Here is a 17834-nt window from a genome sequence, read left to right on the forward strand (position 1 = left end):
CCATGCGCTTCCGGCACCCCGACGGCTCCACCGTCCACCTCGCCTATTGCACGAACGTCCACTCCGCGGAGACCCTCGACGGCGTCCTCGCTCAACTCCGCGACCACTGCGAGCCCGTCCGCAAGCGGCTCGGACGTGACCGCATCGGCATCGGCCTCTGGCTCGCCAAGGACGCCGTCCACGCCCTCGTCACGGACCCGGCCGCGCTGCGCGGACTGCGCACCGAACTCGACCGGCGCGGCCTCGAAGTCGTCACCCTCAACGGCTTCCCCTATGACGGCTTCGGCTCCGACGAGGTCAAGTACCGCGTCTACAAGCCGGACTGGGCCGATCCCGAGCGTCTGGAGCACACCACCGCCCTGGCTCGCGTCCTCGCCCAGCTGCTGCCCGACGACGTCACCGAGGGCACCATCTCCACCCTGCCGCTGGCCTGGCGCACCGCTTTCGGCCCGGCCCGTGCCCGGGCCGCCCGCGCCGCCCTCGGCACGCTCGCCCAGCGCCTCGACGCCCTCGCCGAACTCACCGGCCGGTCCGTCCGCATCGGTCTCGAACCCGAACCCGGCTGCATCGTGGAGACCACCGGCGACGCCATCGAACCCCTCACCCGGGTCGGCCACGACCGCATCGGCGTCTGCGTCGACACCTGTCACCTCGCCACCTCCTTCGAAGATCCGCACACCGCCCTCGACGCCCTCGCCGCCGCGGGCATCCCCGTCGTCAAATCCCAGCTCTCCGCCGCTCTGCACGCCGAACGCCCTCACCTCCCCGAAGTACGCGCGGCCCTCGCCGCCTTCGACGAACCCCGCTTCCTGCACCAGACCCGCACCCTGTCGCGCGGCCCCGCCCGCACGACGGCGGAAGGGGTCCAAGGCACCGTCCTGCGTGGCACCGACGACCTCGGCGAGGCCCTCACCTTCGACGCCCTGCCCGACACGGCACCCTGGCGCTCCCACTTCCACGTACCGCTGCACGCGGCTCCCGCCCCGCCGCTCACCTCCACGCTCTCCGTCCTCAAGGACTCGCTCGCCCTGCTGGTCGGCGGACCGCACCCGCGTACCCGTCACCTCGAGGTGGAGACCTACACCTGGCAGGCCCTCCCGCCCGAGCTGCGCCCACGTGCTCGCCCCCAGCTCGTCGACGGCATCGCCGCCGAACTCACCCTCGCCCGCGACCTCCTGACGGACCTCGGCCTGAAGGAACTGCCATGACCCCTTCCGTTCCAGGACGGCCGACCCCGCTCCTCGTCCTCGACGTCGTCGGCCTCACCCCCCATCTGCTCGCCCATATGCCGCGTCTCGCGGCCCTCGCCGAGACCGGTTCCCAAGCACTCCTCGGCACCGTCCTGCCCGCCGTGACCTGCGCCGCCCAGTCGACCTTCCTCACCGGCACCACACCCGCCGAGCACGGCATCGTCGGCAACGGCTGGTACTTCCGCGAGCTCGGTGACGTCCTGCTGTGGCGCCAGCACAACGGCCTCGTCACGGGCGACAAGCTCTGGGACGCCGCTCGCCGCGCCCACCCCGGTTACACCGTCGCCAACATCTGCTGGTGGTACGCCATGGGCGCGGACACCGATGTCACCGTCACCCCCCGTCCCGTGTACTACGCCGACGGCCGGAAGGAACCCGACTGCTACACCCGGCCCCCGGCCCTGCACGACGAACTCACCGAGAAGTTCGGCACGTTCCCCCTCTTCCACTTCTGGGGTCCCGGGGCGGACATCGTCTCCAGCCGGTGGATCGTGGACGCCACCCGCCACATCATCGACACCCGTCGCCCCGACCTCGCCCTGTGCTACCTCCCTCATCTCGACTACGACCTGCAGCGGTTCGGCCCCGACGACCCGCGCGCCCACCGGGCCGCCGCCGACCTGGACGCGGTGATCGCCCCGCTCCTCGCCGACGCGAAGGCCGAGGGACGCACCGTCGTCGCCCTGTCCGAGTACGGCATCACGCGGGTGAGCCGCCCCGTCGACATCAACCGCGCGCTGCGCCGCGCCGGGCTCCTGGAAGTGCACACCCAGGACGGCATGGAGTACCTCGACCCCATGGCCTCCCGCGCCTTCGCCGTCGCGGACCACCAGATCGCCCACGTCTATGTGCGACGTCCGGAGGACTTGGAGGCCACCCGAGCGGCACTCCAAGGCCTGCCCGGCATCGATCAGCTCCTTGACGACGAGGGCAAGAAGGCCCACCACCTGGACCACCCCCGCTCGGGGGAGCTGGTCGCCGTCGCCGAACCGGACGCCTGGTTCACGTACTACTACTGGCTCGACGACGCCCGCGCGCCCGACTTCGCGCAGCTCGTCGAGATCCATCGCAAACCCGGCTACGACCCGGTCGAACTGTTCATGGACCCCGAAGACCCCTATGTCCGGCTGAAGGCCGCGGGTGCGCTCGCCCGCAAGAAGCTCGGCATGCGCTACCGCATGGCGGTGGTGCCCCTCGACCCCTCGCCTATTCGCGGCAGCCATGGCCGCCTCCCGACGAGCGAGGATCCTGATTCCGGACCGCTCATTCTGTGCTCCACCCCCCGCGCTGTCACCGGCCGCGTCGCGGCCACCGATGTGAAGTCCCTGTTGCTCCGGCTCGCCGGTCTGTCATGAGGCCCGCGAGCGCTCCCGCGGACGCGGCGCCGTCCGCGCCCCGCTCGGCGGTGGCGTCGTCAACGCCGCCCCGTCCGCATGGATTCCACTGAACCAGAGAGCGCGGGCGCTGCCATCAGGGTTCGCCCCTGACCTCACCCCGAGGCGTTCTTCGAACCGATCCCTGACACCACCCTGACCTCACCTGGGAGGCCCGCATGAGCCGCAAGCCCGCGCCCGTCGATCCCGAGCTGACCCACCGACTGACCAGGCGAGGCGTGCTCGGCGTCGCCGCGGGCGCCACCGCGGCCGCGCTCGCCGGCACCGCTGCCGCCGCGGGTCCGGCCTCGGCCGCCACCACCCCGAGCACGGGCTCGGCCTCCGGCGAGGCTTCGACCAAGGCGTCCGGGAAGGGGCGCGGCCGTCCCGTCCTGCCGCCCGGCCGCCTCGGCGTCCAGCTCTACAGCCTCCGCGACAAGGTCTCGTCTCTAGGCTTCGCCACCGTCTTCGCCGAACTGGCGCGGTACGGCTACGACGAGATCGAGTTCGCCGGGTACGCCCAGGGCTCCGCGGGCGCCATCACGCTCGCCCAGCTGAAGAGACTGGCCCGCGACCACGGGCTCACCGCCATCGGCAGCCACGTCGGCTACGCCAACGACGGCGACCCGAACGCGTACACGTTCGCGCAGAACCTCACCAAGGTCCTCGACGACGCCGAGGCCCTCGGCCTGAAGCACATCGGCACCGCCTCCGGCCCCTTCCGCCACGGCAATACCGTCGACGCCCTCAAGCGCGCCGCCGAGGACTTCAACACGTACGGCGAGGCCGCCCGGGCACGGGGCATGAAGTTCTACCAGCACAACCACGCCGAGGAGTTCTCCTTCGCCACGGACAAGCCGAGCGTGCGCCTCTACGACGTACTGCTGGCCGAGACCGACCCCGACCTGGTGTTCCTGGAAATGGACATCTACTGGGCGTACAGCGCACGGTTCCGCTTCGGCAAGCAGGTGGACGGCACACCGCGGCCCTTCGACCCGATCGCCTACGTCCTGCGCCAACCGCACCGCTACCCGCTGTTCCACGTGAAGGACGGCATCCGTGACGACTCCACCCGCGACGGGTACCGCATGGTGGACGTCGGCGACGGCGACATCGACTACAAGAGGTTCCTGTCCAAGGTGACCTCCCGCACCCACGGAGGGCGCCGCTACCACCACTGGCAGGTGGAGCACGACTCCCCGACCGACTCCTTCGCCTTCGCCCGCAAGTCCAGCGCCCACCTGCACGCGCTGAGAGAGCGCTGCGGGGACTGAACCGGGCCGGTGGACCGACACCAGGGCCCCGGCCGCCGCGGGGGCGGCCGGGGCCCTCCCCCTGCTCAGCCGGGGCTCCTGGTCAAAGGGCTCAGCCGGGCTGCATCAGTTCGCCACGCGCGCGTGGCACGCTCGGCTGTTGCAGCAGCAAGGAGAGGCCCGCCGCGAGCAGTGACACCGCTCCCGCCGTCGTATAGGCGCCGACATAGCCCCAGGAGTGCACGACTGTCGCGCCGATGCCTCCCCCGAACAGGCCGCTGACCAGCTTCGCGCTGTAGACCATGCCGTAGTTGGAGGCGTTGTTGTTCTCCCCGAAGTAGTCCGGGACCAGGGCGGCGAACAGCGGGTAGAAGGCGCCGCCCGCGAAGCCCGACAGGAAGGCGAAGACGAGGAAGAGCGGCTCGTTGCGGATCTCACCCGCCCACAGGACGCCGAACTGCGCCACCGAGAGGGCCACGCACACGTACGTCAGCGTGGGACGCCGTCCCAGCCTGTCCGAGAGCCAGCCGACGACGCCGCGCCCCGTTCCGTTGATCACCGACATGACGCCCATGGAGGACGCGGCGATCATCGGCCCGAACCCCATCTCCTTGGCGAACGGCACCTGGAACGAGATCCCGAAGATGGACACTCCCGCGCAGCAGAGCATGCACACCCACATCAGCGGTACGACGCCGGTCCGTAACGCCTCTCCCGGGGTGAACTGCGCGACGGCGGGCGGGTTCTTGGCGAGCGCGACGGCTGTGCGCGTGCCCGCCCCCTGCCGCAGCGGATCGACGCTCTCGGGCCACCAGTTCTTCGGGGGGTCCTTGAAGAACAGGCCCGCCACCAAGGTCACGGCGAGCACATAGAAGCCGACGAGATCGAGGACGGTGCGGTAGTTGGAGGTGTCGAAGCCGTACGAGAACAAGAAGATGAAAGGCACCGCCCCGTAGGCGAAGCCTCCGTTGACGAAGCCCGTCTTGCCGCCGCGCCGCTCGGGGTACCACTTGCCGACCATGTTGACGCACGTCGAGTAGATGAGCCCGGAGCCGACGCCGCCGAGCAGTCCGAAACCGACCATCGCCGCCGCGACATTGGGCGCGTGGCTGAGGCTGACGAAGCCGAACAGCGACAGGACGGAGCCCGTGAGCATCGCGGCCCTGCTGGTCAGGATGCCCTTCTCGCGCAGCTTCCCGGCCGGGAAGGAGACTCCCGCCTGGAAGAAGATCCACACGCTGAGCACCCAGAAGGTGTTGGACGACGTCCAGTGGTGCGCTTCCGAGAGGGTGTCCTCGGCCGCTCCGTAGGCGTACTCGAAGACACTGATGGCGATCATGGCCACCCAGGGGAGGACGACCATCGTCCAGCGGGGACGCCCGAGGATCTGCCGGTCGCTCTCGCCGACCCGGTAGACGCGGCCACGCGCGTCCGTGAGCTCTCGGTACGACCGTTCCGGCGCGTCCCGCCCGCGTGCGGCGGAACCGTGGGCCTCCGACCCGTGCGAGCCGGATCCGTGCGGGTCGGGTCCGTGCGGGTCGGGCTCCGGGGTGTCCGGTCCCTGGGCGTCCGGTCCGTGCGGGTTCGCACGGCCGGACGCGGAGTGTTCGGCGAAGGGCTCCGCCGTCATATCAAGCCATCTCCTCACCTAAGGGGTGCGGGTTGGGTACGACGCGCCGGGCGGAGGGCCTGCCCGGTGACTTGAGGAAGAGCGCGAGCACGGCCGAGCAGATGCCGATGCAGCCGGCGATGACGAACGCGCCCTGGTAGTCCCACGCGTTCACGACGACGGCCCCCATGCCGGAGCCGACGAGTCCGGAGATCAGCTTCGAGCTGTAGACCATGCCGTAGTTGGTGGCGTTGTTGTTCTCGCCGAAGTAGTCGGCCGTCATCGCGGCGAACAGCGGGAAGATCGCCCCGCCGCCGAACCCGGAGACCATGGAGCAGAACAGGAAGAACGGCATGCTCCCCATGGAGCCCGACACCAGGACCCCGAACTGGGCGGTGCCGAGGACGAGACAGACGATGACGAGCGTGTGGCGCCGCCCGTAGCGGTCCGAGATCCAGCCGATCACGCCCCGGCCCGTACCGTTGACGATCGCCTTCAGGGACATCGCGGTGGCCACGACTCCGCCCGCGAATCCCATGTCCTTGCCGAACGGCACCTGGAAGGCGATCCCGAAGATGTTGATCCCCGCCGTGCACAGCAGACAGAACCACATCATCCACAGCACCGGCGTGCGCGCGGCCTCCCTGGGGGCGTACTGCTTCACGGCGGGAGGGTTCTTCTCCAGGGCCCGCCGGACGCGCGGGTCGGCGGATGCCTTCAGGGGGTCGACGTGGGGCGGCCACCAGCCCTTGGGCGGGTCCTTGAAGAACCATCCGGCGAACGCCACGACCGACGCGCAGACGACGCCCACGAAGATCAGGACGCCGCGGTAGTTACTCAAGTCCATGTACGACGTGAAGAGGAAGACAAACGGCACGGAGCCGTAGGCGAAGCCGCCGTTCACCAGGCCGGTCTTGCCTCCTTTGCGTTCCGGATACCACTTGCCGACCATGTTCACGCAGGTCGCGTAGACCAGGCCGGCGCCGATGCCGCTGAACATGCCGAAACCGATGTACGCGACCGTCACGTGCGGCGCGAACGCGAGCGAGAGATAGCCGCAGACCGTGCCGAAGGCGCCGAGGAACATCGCGTACCGAGCGGGGAGTCTGCCGCTCTCGCGCAGCTGACCGGCCGGGAAGGCGACGGCCGCCTGGAAGAACACCCAGACGCCCATCAGCCAGAAGATGTGCCCGCTGCTCCACAGGTGCGCGTCATGCAGCGTGTCCTCGGCGGACGTGAACGCGTACTCCGAGGAGCTGATGCCCAGCATGCCCATCCAGGGGAAGAGCACCATGGTCCGGCGTGGTCGCCCCATGATGTCGAGGTCGGTCTCGCCGATGCGGTACAGGCGGCCGTTGCGGTCCGTCACCTCCCTGAAGGGGACGGAGGCCGAGAGGTCGGTGGTATTCATGGTCGAGTCGCACCCCTTGCGTCGAAAGAGCTGGCCAGCGCCCCCTGTCCGGTCCTTCGCGCGCGTACGGGTCCTGGGGCGGCCGACACGCGCCGCCGTCCGCCCCGAGCACCGGTCACCTCATCGGCCGCCCCCCAACAGCCCCGCCGCGCGAGCCCACCGGTACTTCGCCCCGAGGACCTCGACCGGCTTCTCCGTGGTGTACGGGTAGGCCACGACGCCGCGCTCGTAGAGGTACTGGCAGGCCTCCTCCACCTCGACGTCGCCCGCGAGGGAGGCGACGACGGGCTTGTCGATGCCGCGCTCGTGGAACTCGGCGATCACGCGGGCCGTGAGTTCGGCGAAGACCATGGGAGGGGTGACGATGGTGTGCCAGTAGCCGAGGACGAGCGCGTGGACGCGGGGATCCTCCATGCCGAGCCGGATCGTCGCCTCGTACGTCGACGGGGGCTCGCCGCCGGTGATGTCCACCGGATTGCCCGCGGCCCCGAACGGCGGGATGAAGGCGCGGAACGCCGCGTCCAGGTCGGGCGGGATCTCCATGAGCCGCAGGCCGTTGTCGGTCACGGCGTCCGAGAGCAGTACGCCGGAGCCGCCCGCCCCGGTGATGATGACGACGTTGTCCCCGCGGGGCGTGGGGAGGACGGGCAACGCCCGCGCGTACTCCAGCATCTCGGCCAGGCCCGGGGCGCGGATCACCCCCGCCTGCCTGAGGACGTCGTCGTAGACGGCGTCGTCGCCCGCCAGCGCGCCCGTGTGGGATCCGGCGGCCCGGGCGCCCGCCGCGGTGCGGCCAGCCTTGAGGACGACGACGGGCTTCTTCGGAACGGTGGCGCGCGCGGCCGCCACGAACGCCCGGCCGTCCTTGAGGTCCTCCAGGTGCATGGCGATGCACTGGGTGCGGGGATCCTCGCCGAACCACGTGAGCAGGTCGTCCTCGTCGAGGTCCGACTTGTTGCCGAGCCCCACGATCGCCGAGACGCCGGTCTTCGTGGTGCGCGCGAAGCCGAGGACGGCCATCCCGATGCCGCCCGACTGCGAGGTGAGGGCCACCCCGCCCTTCACGTCGTACGGAGTGCAGAACGTCGCGCACAGGTCCTGCCACGTCGAGTAGTAGCCGTAGATGTTCGGCCCGAGCAGTCGCACTCCGTGGCGTCGCCCGATGGCCACGATCTCGTCCTGGAGGGCCTGCTCCCCGGTCTCGGCGAACCCGGAGGGGATGAGGACCGCGTTCGGGATCCCCTTGCGGCCGACGTCCTCCAGGGCCTTCGCGACGAATGCGGCGGGGATCGCGAAGACCGCCACATCCACCTCACCAGGGACGTCCGTGACACTCCTGTAGGCCTTGCGGCCCAAGATGTCGTCGGCCTTGGGATTCACGGGGTGGATCTCGCCCGGGAAGCCCCCGTCGATGAGGTTGCGCATCACCGAATTGCCGATCTTTCCCGGCTCGTTGGAGGCCCCGATGACGGCGACGGAGCGGGGCTGCATCAGCCGCCGCATCGAAGCGAGTATCTCCGCGCGCGTGTAGGTGTCCCGCTCCTCGGGCGCACGGTCGCCGAGGATGACACGGACGTCCGCCGCGAGCGCGCCCCGTGGAGTGGCGATCACGGGGTTGAGGTCGACTTCGGCGATCTCGGGGAAGTCGGTGACCAGTTGGGAGACGCGGCGGATCTGTTCCGCCAGCGCCCCGCGGTCCACGGGAGCTGTTCCGCGCACGCCGCGCAGGACCTCGGCCGCGCCGATCGAGTCGAGCATCGAGGCCGCCTCGCCGGCGTCCACGGGAGCGAGGCGGAACGTGACGTCCTTGAGGACCTCCACGAGCACACCACCGAGCCCGAAGGCCACGACCTTGCCGAACGTCGGGTCGGTGACCGCCCCGACGATCACCTCCCGCGCGTCCGGACCCGACGGCAGCAACTCCTGTACCTGTACGCCGTCGACCCGCGCTGTCGGCGCGTACGCGCGCGCGTTGTCGACGATCCGGTGGAACGCCGCGCGGACGTCCTCGGCACCCTCCACGCCCACGACCACGCCGCCCGCGTCGGTCTTGTGGAGGATGTCCGGCGACACGATCTTCATGACGACGGGCCCCTCGAAACGCGCCGCGTGCGCCACGGCCTCGTCGACGTCCCGGGCGAGCTGCTCCCCTGGAACGGCGATGCCGTACACGTCGGCGAGGACCTTGCCCTCCGGCGCCGTCAGCGAGGTGCGCCCCTCGGCGCGTACGGAGTCCAGCAGCGCGCGCACGCGCTCCCGACGGTCTGCGGCGGGCAATTCAGATCACTCCGTTCGACTTGAGCAGGCGCAGTTCCTCGGCCCCCAGGCCGAGTTCGCCGACGAACACCTCTTCGTTGTGCTCGCCGAGCAGCGGCGAGGTGACGACGTCCACGGGGGAGTCGGAGAGCTTCAGCGGGGAGCCGACGGTGGTGAACGCGCCGCGCTCGGGGTGGGTGACCTCGACGACCATCTCGTTGGCGACGAGGGAGGAGTCCTCGATGATCTCCTTGGTCGACAGGATCGGGCCGCACGGGATGTTGTGGGCGTTCAGCTGCTCCAGGACCTTCCACTTGGGGAGGGTGGAGGACCACTCCTCGATCAGCTGGAACATCTTGGTCAGCTGGGGGAGGCGGGCTTCCGGGGTGGCCCACTCGGGGGCGTCCGCGAGTTCGGGCCGGCCGATCAGCTCGGTGATGGGCTTCCAGCCGACGGGCTGCACGATGACGTACACGTAGTCGTTGGGGCCGCCCGGCGCGCATGTGACCGCCCAGCCGGGCTGACCGCCGCCGGAGGCGTTGCCGGACCGGGGAACTTCGTCGCCGAAGTCGTCGTTGGGATATTCAGCGAGCGGGCCATGGGCCAGGCGCTGCTGATCGCGCAGCTTCACCCGGCAGAGGTTGAGCACAGCATGCTGCATGGCCACGTTGACCCGCTGACCGCGCCCCGTGCTCTCGCGCTGGAACAGCGCCGCGAGGATCCCCGCCACAGCGTGGATGCCCGTGCCCGAGTCCCCGATCTGGGCCCCCGTCGCCAGCGGCGGCCCGTCCTCGAAGCCGGTGGTCGCCATCGACCCGCCCATGGCCTGCGCGACGACCTCGTACGCCTTGAAGTCGGTGTACGGGCCGTCCCCGAACCCCTTGATGGAGGCATAGACGATACGCGGATTGATCTCCTGGATGCGCTCCCAGGTGAAGCCCATGCGGTCGACCGCGCCAGGGCCGAAGTTCTCGACCATGACGTCGGAGCGCCGGATCAGCTCGGTGAGGAGCTCCTTGCCGCGCTCGGTCTTGGTGTTGAGAGTGATGCTCCGCTTGTTGCAGTTGAGCATCGTGAAGTAGAGCGAGTCGACGTCCGGGAGGTCGCGCAGTTGCTTGCGCGTGATGTCACCGGTCGGTGCCTCCAGCTTGACCACGTCCGCGCCCAGCCAGGCGAGGAGCTGGGTGGCGGAGGGGCCGGACTGGACGTGCGTCATGTCCAGGACGCGGATTCCGTCGAGGGCCTTGGCCGCCGCCCGGGCCGGACGAGCGCTGTGAGACTTGTGAGCCATGGCAGGGACACCTCACTTGTACATGGTCTGGTTCATGGTTCCGGGGGCGTAGGCGTCCGGGTCGATCCACACGTTGATCAGCGAGGGCTTGCCGGACTCCCGGGCGCGGCGCAGCGCGGGGCCGATGTCGGCGGGGTCGCGGACCTCTTCGCCATGGCCGCCGAGCATGCGCGCGAACTGGTCGTAGGGGACGTCACCGAGGGTGTTGCCGACACGCTCGCGCTCGGCGCCGTACTTGGCCCGCTGGCCGTAACGGATCTGGTTCATGGAGGAGTTGTTGCCGACGATGCCGACGAAGGGGAGGCGATAGCGCACCAGGGTCTCGAAGTCCCAGCCGGTGAGGCTGAAGGCGCCGTCTCCGAAGAGGGCGACGACCTCCTTGTCGGGCCGGGCCTGCTTGGCGGCGAGCACGAAGGGGATGCCGACGCCGAGCGTGCCGAGCGGCCCCGGGTCCATCCAGTGCCCGGGAGCCTTGGGCTGGACCACCTGGCCGGAGAAGGTGACGATGTCGCCGCCGTCGCCGATGTACAGGGAGTCCTCGGTGAGGAAGTCGTTGATCTCGCTGACCAGCCGGTAGGGGTGGATGGGCGAGGCGTCCGAGCGCAGTTGCGGCAGCCGCTTCTCGATGGCCGTCTGCTCGGCCGCCCGCAGTTCGTCCAGCCACTCCTTGCGCCGTGACGCCCCGCCGTTGAGGCGCCCGGAGGCCGCCTCGGTGACGGACTTCAGGACGAGCCCCGCGTCGCCCACGATGCCCAGGTCGACGTCGCGGTTCTTGCCGACAGTGCGGTAGTCCAGGTCGATCTGGACGACCGTGGCCTCCGGGGAGAGACGTTTGCCGTAGCCCATGCGGAAGTCGAAGGGGGTGCCGACGATCACGATGAGGTCGGCGTTGGCGAAGGCGTACCGCCGCGAGAGCTGGAAGTGGTGCGGATCGCCGGGCGGCAGGGTGCCGCGGCCCGCGCCGTTCATATAGGCGGGCACGTTGAGGGCCCGGACCAGCTCGACGGCCGCTTCGGTGCCGCGGGTGGTCCACACCTGGCTGCCCAGGAGGATCGCGGGCTTCTCGGCGTGCGCCAGGAGGTCGGCGAGCTTCTCGACCGCCTCGGGGTCCCCTGCCGACCGGGTGGAGGCGCGGTAGTGCCCCGCGCGCGGGACGCGTGCCTTCTCCAGAGGCACCTTGGCGTCGAGCACGTCGCGCGGGATCTCCAGGAAGGACGGGCCGGGGGCGCCGTGGTAGCACTCGCGGAAGGCCATGGACACCATGTCGGCCGTACGCGCCGTGTCCGGCACGGTCGCGGCGAACTTGGTGATGGGCGTCATCATGTCGACGTGCGGCAGGTCCTGGAGTGATCCCATCTTGTGCTGGGCGTGGGCTCCTTGGCCGCCGATCAGCAGCATCGGTGACTCGGCGCGGAACGCGTTCGCGACGCCGGTGACGGCGTCGGTCGTGCCGGGCCCGGCGGTCACCACGGCGCAGCCCGGTTTGCCGGTCACGCGTGCGTAGCCGTCGGCGGCGTGGGCGGCGACCTGTTCGTGACGTACGTCGACGACGTCGATGCCTTCGTCGACGCACCCGTCGTAGATGTCGATGATGTGGCCGCCGCACAGGGTGTAGATGACTTCGACACCTTCCGCCTTGAGTGCTTTGGCGACCAGATGCCCGCCGGAGATGAGAGTGGAGTTCTTGTCGCTCGTGTCGCTGCTGTCGTCCGGCATGACGAAGTCCTGTCCCTTCGTAGGGGAGTTGGAGCGCGCTCGCACGGGACGCGGGCCGCCCTCGCAGTACATTGCATACAGTCGACGAATACTGTATGAAGCTTGTTATCCCGCATCCGACGCAGGGTGTCCAGGGGGCATGCGGCACTTTCAGACAGGAGCCGGACATGGACCTGTACGAGCACCAGGCAAGGGAACTCTTCGAAGAACACGGCATCTTGGTGCCGCGCGCCGAGGTCGCCACATCGGCCGAGGAAGCCCGCGCGTGCGCCGCGCGCCTAGGCGGCCGCGTCCTCGTGAAAGCGCAGGTGAAGGCGGGTGGCCGAGGCAAGGCGGGCGGCGTGAAGCGGGCCGCGGACCCGCCTGCCGCCGAGCTCATGGCACGTCAGATCCTCGGCATGGACATCAAGGGTCATACCGTGCGCGCGGTGATGCTGGCCCAATCAGTCGCCATAGAGAGCGAGTTCTACGTCTCGTACGCGCTGGACCGAGCGGCGGGCCAGTTCCTCGCGATCGCCTCCGCCGAGGGCGGCATGGACATCGAGGACGTCGCCGCGACCCGCCCCGAGGCGGTGGCGCGCGTGCCCATCGACCCTGGGGAGGGCGTGGTCCGGCACAAGGCAGCCGAGATCGCCGCCGCGGCCGGACTCCCCGCAGAAGCGGCCGACACCCTGACCGCCCTGTGGAACGTCCTGATCCGCGAGGACGCGCTGCTCGTCGAGGTCAACCCGCTCGTCCGCACACCCCAGGGACAGCTGATCGCACTTGACGCGAAAGTGACCCTTGATGACAACGCGCACTTCCGCCAGGCCCGCTGGGGTGTTCAGGACACGGCGTACGACGACGAACGCGAGGCGGTCGCGGCGGCCAAAGGGCTCACCTATGTGAAGCTCGACGGCCAGGTCGGTGTCATCGGCAACGGCGCGGGCCTCGTCATGGCGACGCTCGACGCCGTCGCCGGGCGCGGTGCCCGGCCCGCCAACTTCCTCGACATCGGAGGCGGAGCGTCAGCGCAGGTCATGGCCGACGGCCTGGGCGTCGTCCTCGGCGATCCGTCCGTCACCTGCGTCCTGGTGAACGTCTTCGGAGGCATCACCGCGTGCGACGCCGTGGCCGACGGCATCGTACGAGCACTGGAGAGCGTGCGGCTGACCAAGCCGCTCGTCGTCCGGCTCGACGGCAACAACGCCGCGCGCGGGCGCGCCGTCCTCGACGCGTGCGCCCATCCTCTCGTCGAACAGGCCACGACCATGGACGGCGCCGCTCGCCGCGCCGCCGAACTCGCCCACGTAGCACCCGCCGTCTGAGGAGCTGGCATGGCGATCTACCTGACCAGGGAGAGCAAGGTCCTCGTCCAGGGCATGACCGGCGCCGAGGGCATGAGGCACACCCGCCGCATGCTCGCCGCCGGCACGGACGTCGTCGGCGGCGTCAACCCGCGCAAGGCAGGCCGGACCGTCGACTTCGACGGCCGCGCCATGCCCGTCTTCGGCTCGGTCCACGACGCGCGCGAGACGACCGGCGCGGACGTCAGCGTCCTCTTCGTGCCGCCCGCCTTCAGCAAGGACGCCGTCATGGAGGCGGCCGACGCGGGCATCCCGCTGGCCGTCGTCATCACCGAAGGCATCCCCGTGCACGACGCCGTCGTCTTCCAGGCACACGCGCGGCGACGTGGCACCCGGGTCATCGGACCCAACTGCCCCGGCTTGATCACACCGGGACAGTCCAACGCGGGCATCATCCCCGCCGACATCACCGAACCCGGGCGCGTCGGCCTCGTCTCCAAGTCCGGCACCCTCACCTACCAACTCATGTACGAGCTGCGCGACATCGGGTTCTCCACCTGTGTCGGGATCGGCGGCGACCCCGTCGTCGGCACCACCCACATCGACTGCCTCGCCGCCTTCGAAGCCGACCCGGAGACCGAACTGATCGTGCTCATCGGCGAGATCGGCGGCGACGCGGAGGAGCGCGCCGCGACCTGCATCGCCGAGCACGTGACCAAGCCCGTGGTCGCTTACGTCGCCGGGTTCACGGCACCCGAGGGCAGGACCATGGGCCACGCCGGAGCCATCGTCTCCGGCTCGTCCGGGACGGCGCGGGCCAAGAAGGCGGCCCTGGAGGCCGTCGGCGTGCGGGTGGGGGAGACGCCGAGCGCGACCGCGCGCCTCGTGCGCGACCGCCTCGCGTCGACAGACGGCCGCCTTGCGCCGGGGTGAGCCTTCAGACAGGGCGGGTCCTCACCTTGCCGTGCCTCAGTCCGGGGGGCGGGGCGCCCTCGGACAGAGGCGCCTCCATTCCAGCGTGGACGCGCTCGCGCCCGGGGTGCCCCCGACAGGGCAGGGCCTCCGTTCAGCCGATCCCCTGGCGGTCCGGCAGCAGGGCGAACTCGCGGTCCGCGGTCTCCGGCACCACCCGCTCCACCGCCTGCTCAAGGAGGGCCCGGTGCCGCAGGAGCGGTGTTCTGCGCTCCTCGGGGGCGAGCAGCAGGAGGTCGTCGATGCCGGCCAGCATGCGCCGGGTGACCTGTGGGTTGCCGGGAGCGCAGCCGCGGATCTCGGTCAGGCCGAGGTCCACCAGGTCCGTCCAGTCGGGCACGGGCTGGATGAGCCGCACCTCGCCGCGCCGGTCGCGGTGGCGCAGAGCGCCGAGCGGGTACGGGGCGAGCACCGCGAGGAACTGCACGATGCGGTCCAGGGCCTGCACGGCGGTCGTCGGGTCGTTCACGGCCGGGGACAGGGCGCGCAGCGCGATGTCGGACAGCTGTCGCAGGCCGAAGCCCAGGTCCTGGTGGAAGGTGCGCTCCACCCCCACGTACACGGTGTAGCGCAGGGCGCGGAGCCCCGGCGGCGGACCGCCGTGCACCGTGAACACGGGCGTGCCCGGCACCACGAAGTCCCCGGTGCGCGGCAGCAGCCGCAGCACGACGCCCTGACGGCGCGCGGCCCGCACCGCCCGCGCGATGTGCACGTCCCGCAGCACCCCGGCCTGGCCCTCGTGGACGATCCGCGCGGTCTGCGGACCGAGCTGCTCGTCGTCGATGTGCCCCTCCGCCGGATGCTTCGCGGCCACGCGGAAAGCCTCCCGGGCGATGCGGTCGATCACGAACCCGATCCGCATCATCCGCAGGGTGCCGTTCACATAGGCCACGAAGAGCAGCAGGCTCAGCAGCACCATGAGGAGGGCGAGCAGTCCCTCGACGATCGGCACGTTCGTCACGAGCCGCGGGTCCTGCTCGCTGTCGAACGACGTCAGCGTCATCAGGGAGAACAGGAACGTCGCGAGGAAGACCGTGAGCGTGGCCTTGGTGATCCGGGAGCGGACGTAGAGCCGCACCACCCGCGGGCTGAACTGGCCGCTCGCCATCTGCACGGCGACCAGCGAGATGCTGAAGACCACACCGATGAAGGTCATCATCGCCGAGCCGATGGTGCTGATCACCACCTTCGTGTCCTCGGCGAGCTGGTTGAGGTCCTTGATCGCGTCGTACTCCTCGTGCTCCTGGAGGAGCCGCACCCACTCCGCGTCCACCTCGGCGGCGATCCACCACAGCACCAGGGAGCCCACGAGGCCCGCCGTCGGCGCGAACCACATCGTGTCCCGCAGATGCTCCCGCAACGGGGACAGCAACCGCGGCCGCCGGACCCGTACGTCACCGAGCGCACCCGTAAGCAAACCGTCACTCATGGTGAAACTCTAGGCGCGGGGGCGTGCCCCGGGGCGCGCCGCGCGGCGGCGCGGCGTACCCGGCGGATACGCAGGTGAAAGGCACTCCGAAACCTTGGTATTGTTGTCCTCGTCGCCGCGGGAAACACCGCAAAGGCGGCAGACACCTAGTCCGGGTGGCGGAATGGCAGACGCGCTAGCTTGAGGTGCTAGTGCCCTTTATCGGGCGTGGGGGTTCAAGTCCCCCCTCGGACACCAGCTGAGACCCCACTTCACGTGGGGTTTTCTGCTTTTCTGGGCAGCGGCGTGACCAGCCGCGCGGCCCATGGCCCCGGCTCAGCCGGCTGTGATGACCTCGGCTGAGCCGGGGCTTTCTGCTGTTTCGGGGGAGTGGGCGCGGCCGGTGAGGAGTTCTGCCACGGCGATGCCCGAGACCCGGGTGGCGCCGTGGGTGATCAGGTGGACGGCGCCGAGGGGGACGCCCGTCGGTACGCCCATCTCGACCACGAGCGCGTCGGGGCGGGTGCGCAGCAGGCGGGCGAGGGCCTCGGTCATCCAGCGGTGGCGGGCCGCGTCGCGGACGACGACCACGAGGGCGCGGTCGTGCGCGGGGGTGAGCGCAGCCTGGTCCAGGACCTCGTCGAAGCCGTCCAGCTCGGGCTCCGTCAGACGTACGGACGTCGTGTCGGGCCGCAGGGCGCGCAGCGGATCGGCGACGCCCCAGGGCGTGCCGCCGTCGACGGCCGGGTTCATCACGGGGGACAGCTCCACGACGTGCGGAGCGATGGTGAGGGGGAGGAAGGGCCCGGCGGTCGCCGCCTCCGGCCGCCGCGGGCGTACCCGTACCGCCCGTCGCGCCGCGACCAGGCCGATGTCGGAGGGCAGGCCGGTGGCCGTGGCGGCGCGGGAGCGGGCTCCCGACCAGGTCGCGAAGGACCGTACGCGGGTGCCGGCCTCGGCCAGGCGGGCCTCGGGCAGGGTGCCGTCGAGGACCGCCCGTACGAGCGCGGCCGTCAGCAGTTCCACCGTGGACTCCTCGGCGCGCTCGCCGCCGACGCACACCGCGTCGACGCCGCCGGCGACGGCGCGGACGGTGGCGCCGTCGATGCCGTAGCGGTCGGTGACCGCGCCCATCTCGATGCCGTCGGTGACGACCATGCCGTCGAAGCCGAGCTCGCCGCGGAGCAGGTCGTTCAGGATGCGCGGGCTGAGCGTGGCGGGCAGCGCGGGATCGTACGCGGGCACGAGCATGTGCGCGGTCATGACGGCCCGTACGCCCGACTCCATCGCGGCGATGAACGGCGGAAGCGCGGTGCGCGCGATCTCCTCGGCGCCGCCGGTGACGCGGGGCAGGCCGAAGTGCGGATCCACGGAGGTGTCGCCGTGGCCCGGGAAGTGCTTGGCGCAGGCGGCGACCCCGGCGGACTGGAGTCCCCGGACCCAGGCGGCGGTGTGCCGGGAAACGATGTCAGTGCGCGGGCCGAAGGAGCGGACGCCGATGACGGGGTTCAGGGGGTTGGAGTTCACGTCGGCGCTCGGCGCGTAGTTCAGGGTGATCCCCGCCGCGTGCAGTTCGCGCCCGATGTCGTGGGCGACGCGCTCGGTGAGGTCGATGTCGTCGACGGCGCCGAGCGCGAGGTTGCCCGGCCGGGAGGCGCCCGTCCAGGCCTCCATGCGCGTCACGTCGCCCGCTTCCTCGTCGATGGCGACGATCAGGTCGGGGTTCTCGGCGCGCAGGGCGGCGGTGAGCCCCGCGACCTGCTCCGGGCCGACGATGTTCCGGCCGAAGAGGACCACGCCCCCGAGCCCGGCGGCGATCCTGCGGCGCAGCCAGTCGGGGACCTCGGTGGTGCCGACGAAGCCCGGCTGCAGCACGGAGTTGGCGAGCTGCTCCAGCCTCGGGGGACTGCTCGAAACCATGCCGGGACCTCCGGTGAGACAGGGAAGCGGGGGGTGGGAGAGCGGGCCGACACCGTGCTGGGCGACTTGGTACAGGCCAATCGGATGTT

Annotated in this window: 12 protein-coding genes and 1 tRNA gene; 6 read left to right on the forward strand and 7 right to left on the reverse strand. The window is 70.6% G+C overall.

The features are described from left to right. Positions 1 to 2 precede the first annotated feature (2 nt). The 3 genes from eboE (at position 3) to CP982_RS33555 (ending at position 3897) form a co-directional block, all read left to right on the forward strand. Entirely contained in the window at positions 3 to 1208 is a 1206-nt protein-coding gene (eboE, locus tag CP982_RS33545) for a metabolite traffic protein EboE (RefSeq protein WP_150513888.1), read from the forward strand. After that, entirely contained in the window at positions 1205 to 2605 is a 1401-nt protein-coding gene (locus CP982_RS33550) for an alkaline phosphatase family protein (RefSeq protein WP_150513889.1), read from the forward strand. The genes eboE and CP982_RS33550 overlap by 4 nt, the downstream gene beginning before the upstream one ends. Positions 2606 to 2802: 197 nt before the next feature. Then, positions 2803 to 3897 carry a sugar phosphate isomerase/epimerase family protein gene (locus CP982_RS33555; protein WP_150513890.1) on the forward strand — a complete coding sequence of 365 codons (1095 nt, stop codon included), beginning with the start codon at positions 2803 to 2805 and terminating at the stop codon, positions 3895 to 3897. Between the two features lie 91 nt (positions 3898 to 3988). Here the strand turns inward: CP982_RS33555 and CP982_RS33560 are convergent, their stop codons facing one another. From CP982_RS33560 to CP982_RS33580, 5 genes are all read right to left on the reverse strand, one after another. Beyond that, positions 3989 to 5506: an OFA family MFS transporter gene (locus CP982_RS33560; RefSeq protein WP_229878603.1), complete on the reverse strand. Its 1518-nt coding sequence runs from the start codon at positions 5504 to 5506 to the stop codon at positions 3989 to 3991. A gap of 1 nt (position 5507) precedes the next feature. Further along, a complete protein-coding gene (locus tag CP982_RS33565) occupies positions 5508 to 6896 on the reverse strand; it encodes an OFA family MFS transporter (RefSeq protein ID WP_150513891.1) in 1389 nt (462 codons plus the stop codon). A gap of 120 nt (positions 6897 to 7016) precedes the next feature. Then, a complete protein-coding gene (locus tag CP982_RS33570) occupies positions 7017 to 9173 on the reverse strand; it encodes an acetate--CoA ligase family protein (RefSeq protein ID WP_150513892.1) in 2157 nt (718 codons plus the stop codon). A 1-nt stretch (position 9174) separates the two neighbouring features. Beyond that, positions 9175 to 10443, reverse strand: a complete 1269-nt coding sequence (frc, locus tag CP982_RS33575; RefSeq protein ID WP_150513893.1) for a formyl-CoA transferase — start codon at positions 10441 to 10443, stop codon at positions 9175 to 9177. A gap of 12 nt (positions 10444 to 10455) precedes the next feature. Then, entirely contained in the window at positions 10456 to 12159 is a 1704-nt protein-coding gene (locus tag CP982_RS33580; protein ID WP_150513894.1) for a thiamine pyrophosphate-binding protein, read from the reverse strand. Between the two features lie 167 nt (positions 12160 to 12326). Between CP982_RS33580 and sucC the strand changes: the two genes are divergently transcribed. Both sucC and sucD read left to right on the forward strand, forming a co-directional pair. Continuing rightward, a complete protein-coding gene (sucC, locus tag CP982_RS33585) occupies positions 12327 to 13466 on the forward strand; it encodes an ADP-forming succinate--CoA ligase subunit beta (RefSeq protein WP_150513895.1) in 1140 nt (379 codons plus the stop codon). A 9-nt stretch (positions 13467 to 13475) separates the two neighbouring features. Further along, on the forward strand, positions 13476 to 14378 hold the full coding sequence (gene sucD / locus CP982_RS33590; protein WP_150513896.1) for a succinate--CoA ligase subunit alpha: 903 nt from the start codon (positions 13476 to 13478) through the stop codon (positions 14376 to 14378). A gap of 133 nt (positions 14379 to 14511) precedes the next feature. Here the strand turns inward: sucD and CP982_RS33595 are convergent, their stop codons facing one another. Then, positions 14512 to 15846 (reverse strand): DUF2254 domain-containing protein, encoded by a 1335-nt coding sequence (locus CP982_RS33595; RefSeq protein WP_150513897.1) that lies wholly within the window; start codon positions 15844 to 15846, stop codon positions 14512 to 14514. A gap of 149 nt (positions 15847 to 15995) precedes the next feature. Between CP982_RS33595 and CP982_RS33600 the strand changes: the two genes are divergently transcribed. After that, positions 15996 to 16083 (forward strand) — tRNA-Leu (locus CP982_RS33600). A gap of 78 nt (positions 16084 to 16161) precedes the next feature. Here the strand turns inward: CP982_RS33600 and CP982_RS33605 are convergent. Next, the gene (locus tag CP982_RS33605) at positions 16162 to 17745 is read right to left on the reverse strand and encodes a glycoside hydrolase family 3 protein (protein ID WP_150513898.1); all 1584 of its coding nucleotides are present in this window, start codon (positions 17743 to 17745) and stop codon (positions 16162 to 16164) included. Between the last annotated feature and the right edge of the window lie 89 nt (positions 17746 to 17834).

Origin of the sequence: Streptomyces spectabilis, assembly GCF_008704795.1 — a bacterium.
GTDB lineage: Bacteria > Actinomycetota > Actinomycetes > Streptomycetales > Streptomycetaceae > Streptomyces > Streptomyces spectabilis.

What these genes read in the sequence shown, in the direction of transcription:
- eboE (WP_150513888.1), top strand. Translation starts at nt 3, where the DNA reads ATGCGCTTCCGGCACCCCGACGGCTCCACCGTCCACCTCGCCTATTGC.
- CP982_RS33550 (WP_150513889.1), top strand. Translation starts at nt 1,205, where the DNA reads ATGACCCCTTCCGTTCCAGGACGGCCGACCCCGCTCCTCGTCCTCGAC.
- CP982_RS33555 (WP_150513890.1), top strand. Translation starts at nt 2,803, where the DNA reads ATGAGCCGCAAGCCCGCGCCCGTCGATCCCGAGCTGACCCACCGACTG.
- CP982_RS33560 (WP_229878603.1), bottom strand. Translation starts at nt 5,506, where the DNA reads ATGACGGCGGAGCCCTTCGCCGAACACTCCGCGTCCGGCCGTGCGAAC.
- CP982_RS33565 (WP_150513891.1), bottom strand. Translation starts at nt 6,896, where the DNA reads ATGAATACCACCGACCTCTCGGCCTCCGTCCCCTTCAGGGAGGTGACG.
- frc (WP_150513893.1), bottom strand. Translation starts at nt 10,443, where the DNA reads ATGGCTCACAAGTCTCACAGCGCTCGTCCGGCCCGGGCGGCGGCCAAG.
- CP982_RS33580 (WP_150513894.1), bottom strand. Translation starts at nt 12,159, where the DNA reads ATGCCGGACGACAGCAGCGACACGAGCGACAAGAACTCCACTCTCATC.
- sucC (WP_150513895.1), top strand. Translation starts at nt 12,327, where the DNA reads ATGGACCTGTACGAGCACCAGGCAAGGGAACTCTTCGAAGAACACGGC.
- sucD (WP_150513896.1), top strand. Translation starts at nt 13,476, where the DNA reads ATGGCGATCTACCTGACCAGGGAGAGCAAGGTCCTCGTCCAGGGCATG.
- CP982_RS33595 (WP_150513897.1), bottom strand. Translation starts at nt 15,846, where the DNA reads ATGAGTGACGGTTTGCTTACGGGTGCGCTCGGTGACGTACGGGTCCGG.
- CP982_RS33605 (WP_150513898.1), bottom strand. Translation starts at nt 17,745, where the DNA reads ATGGTTTCGAGCAGTCCCCCGAGGCTGGAGCAGCTCGCCAACTCCGTG.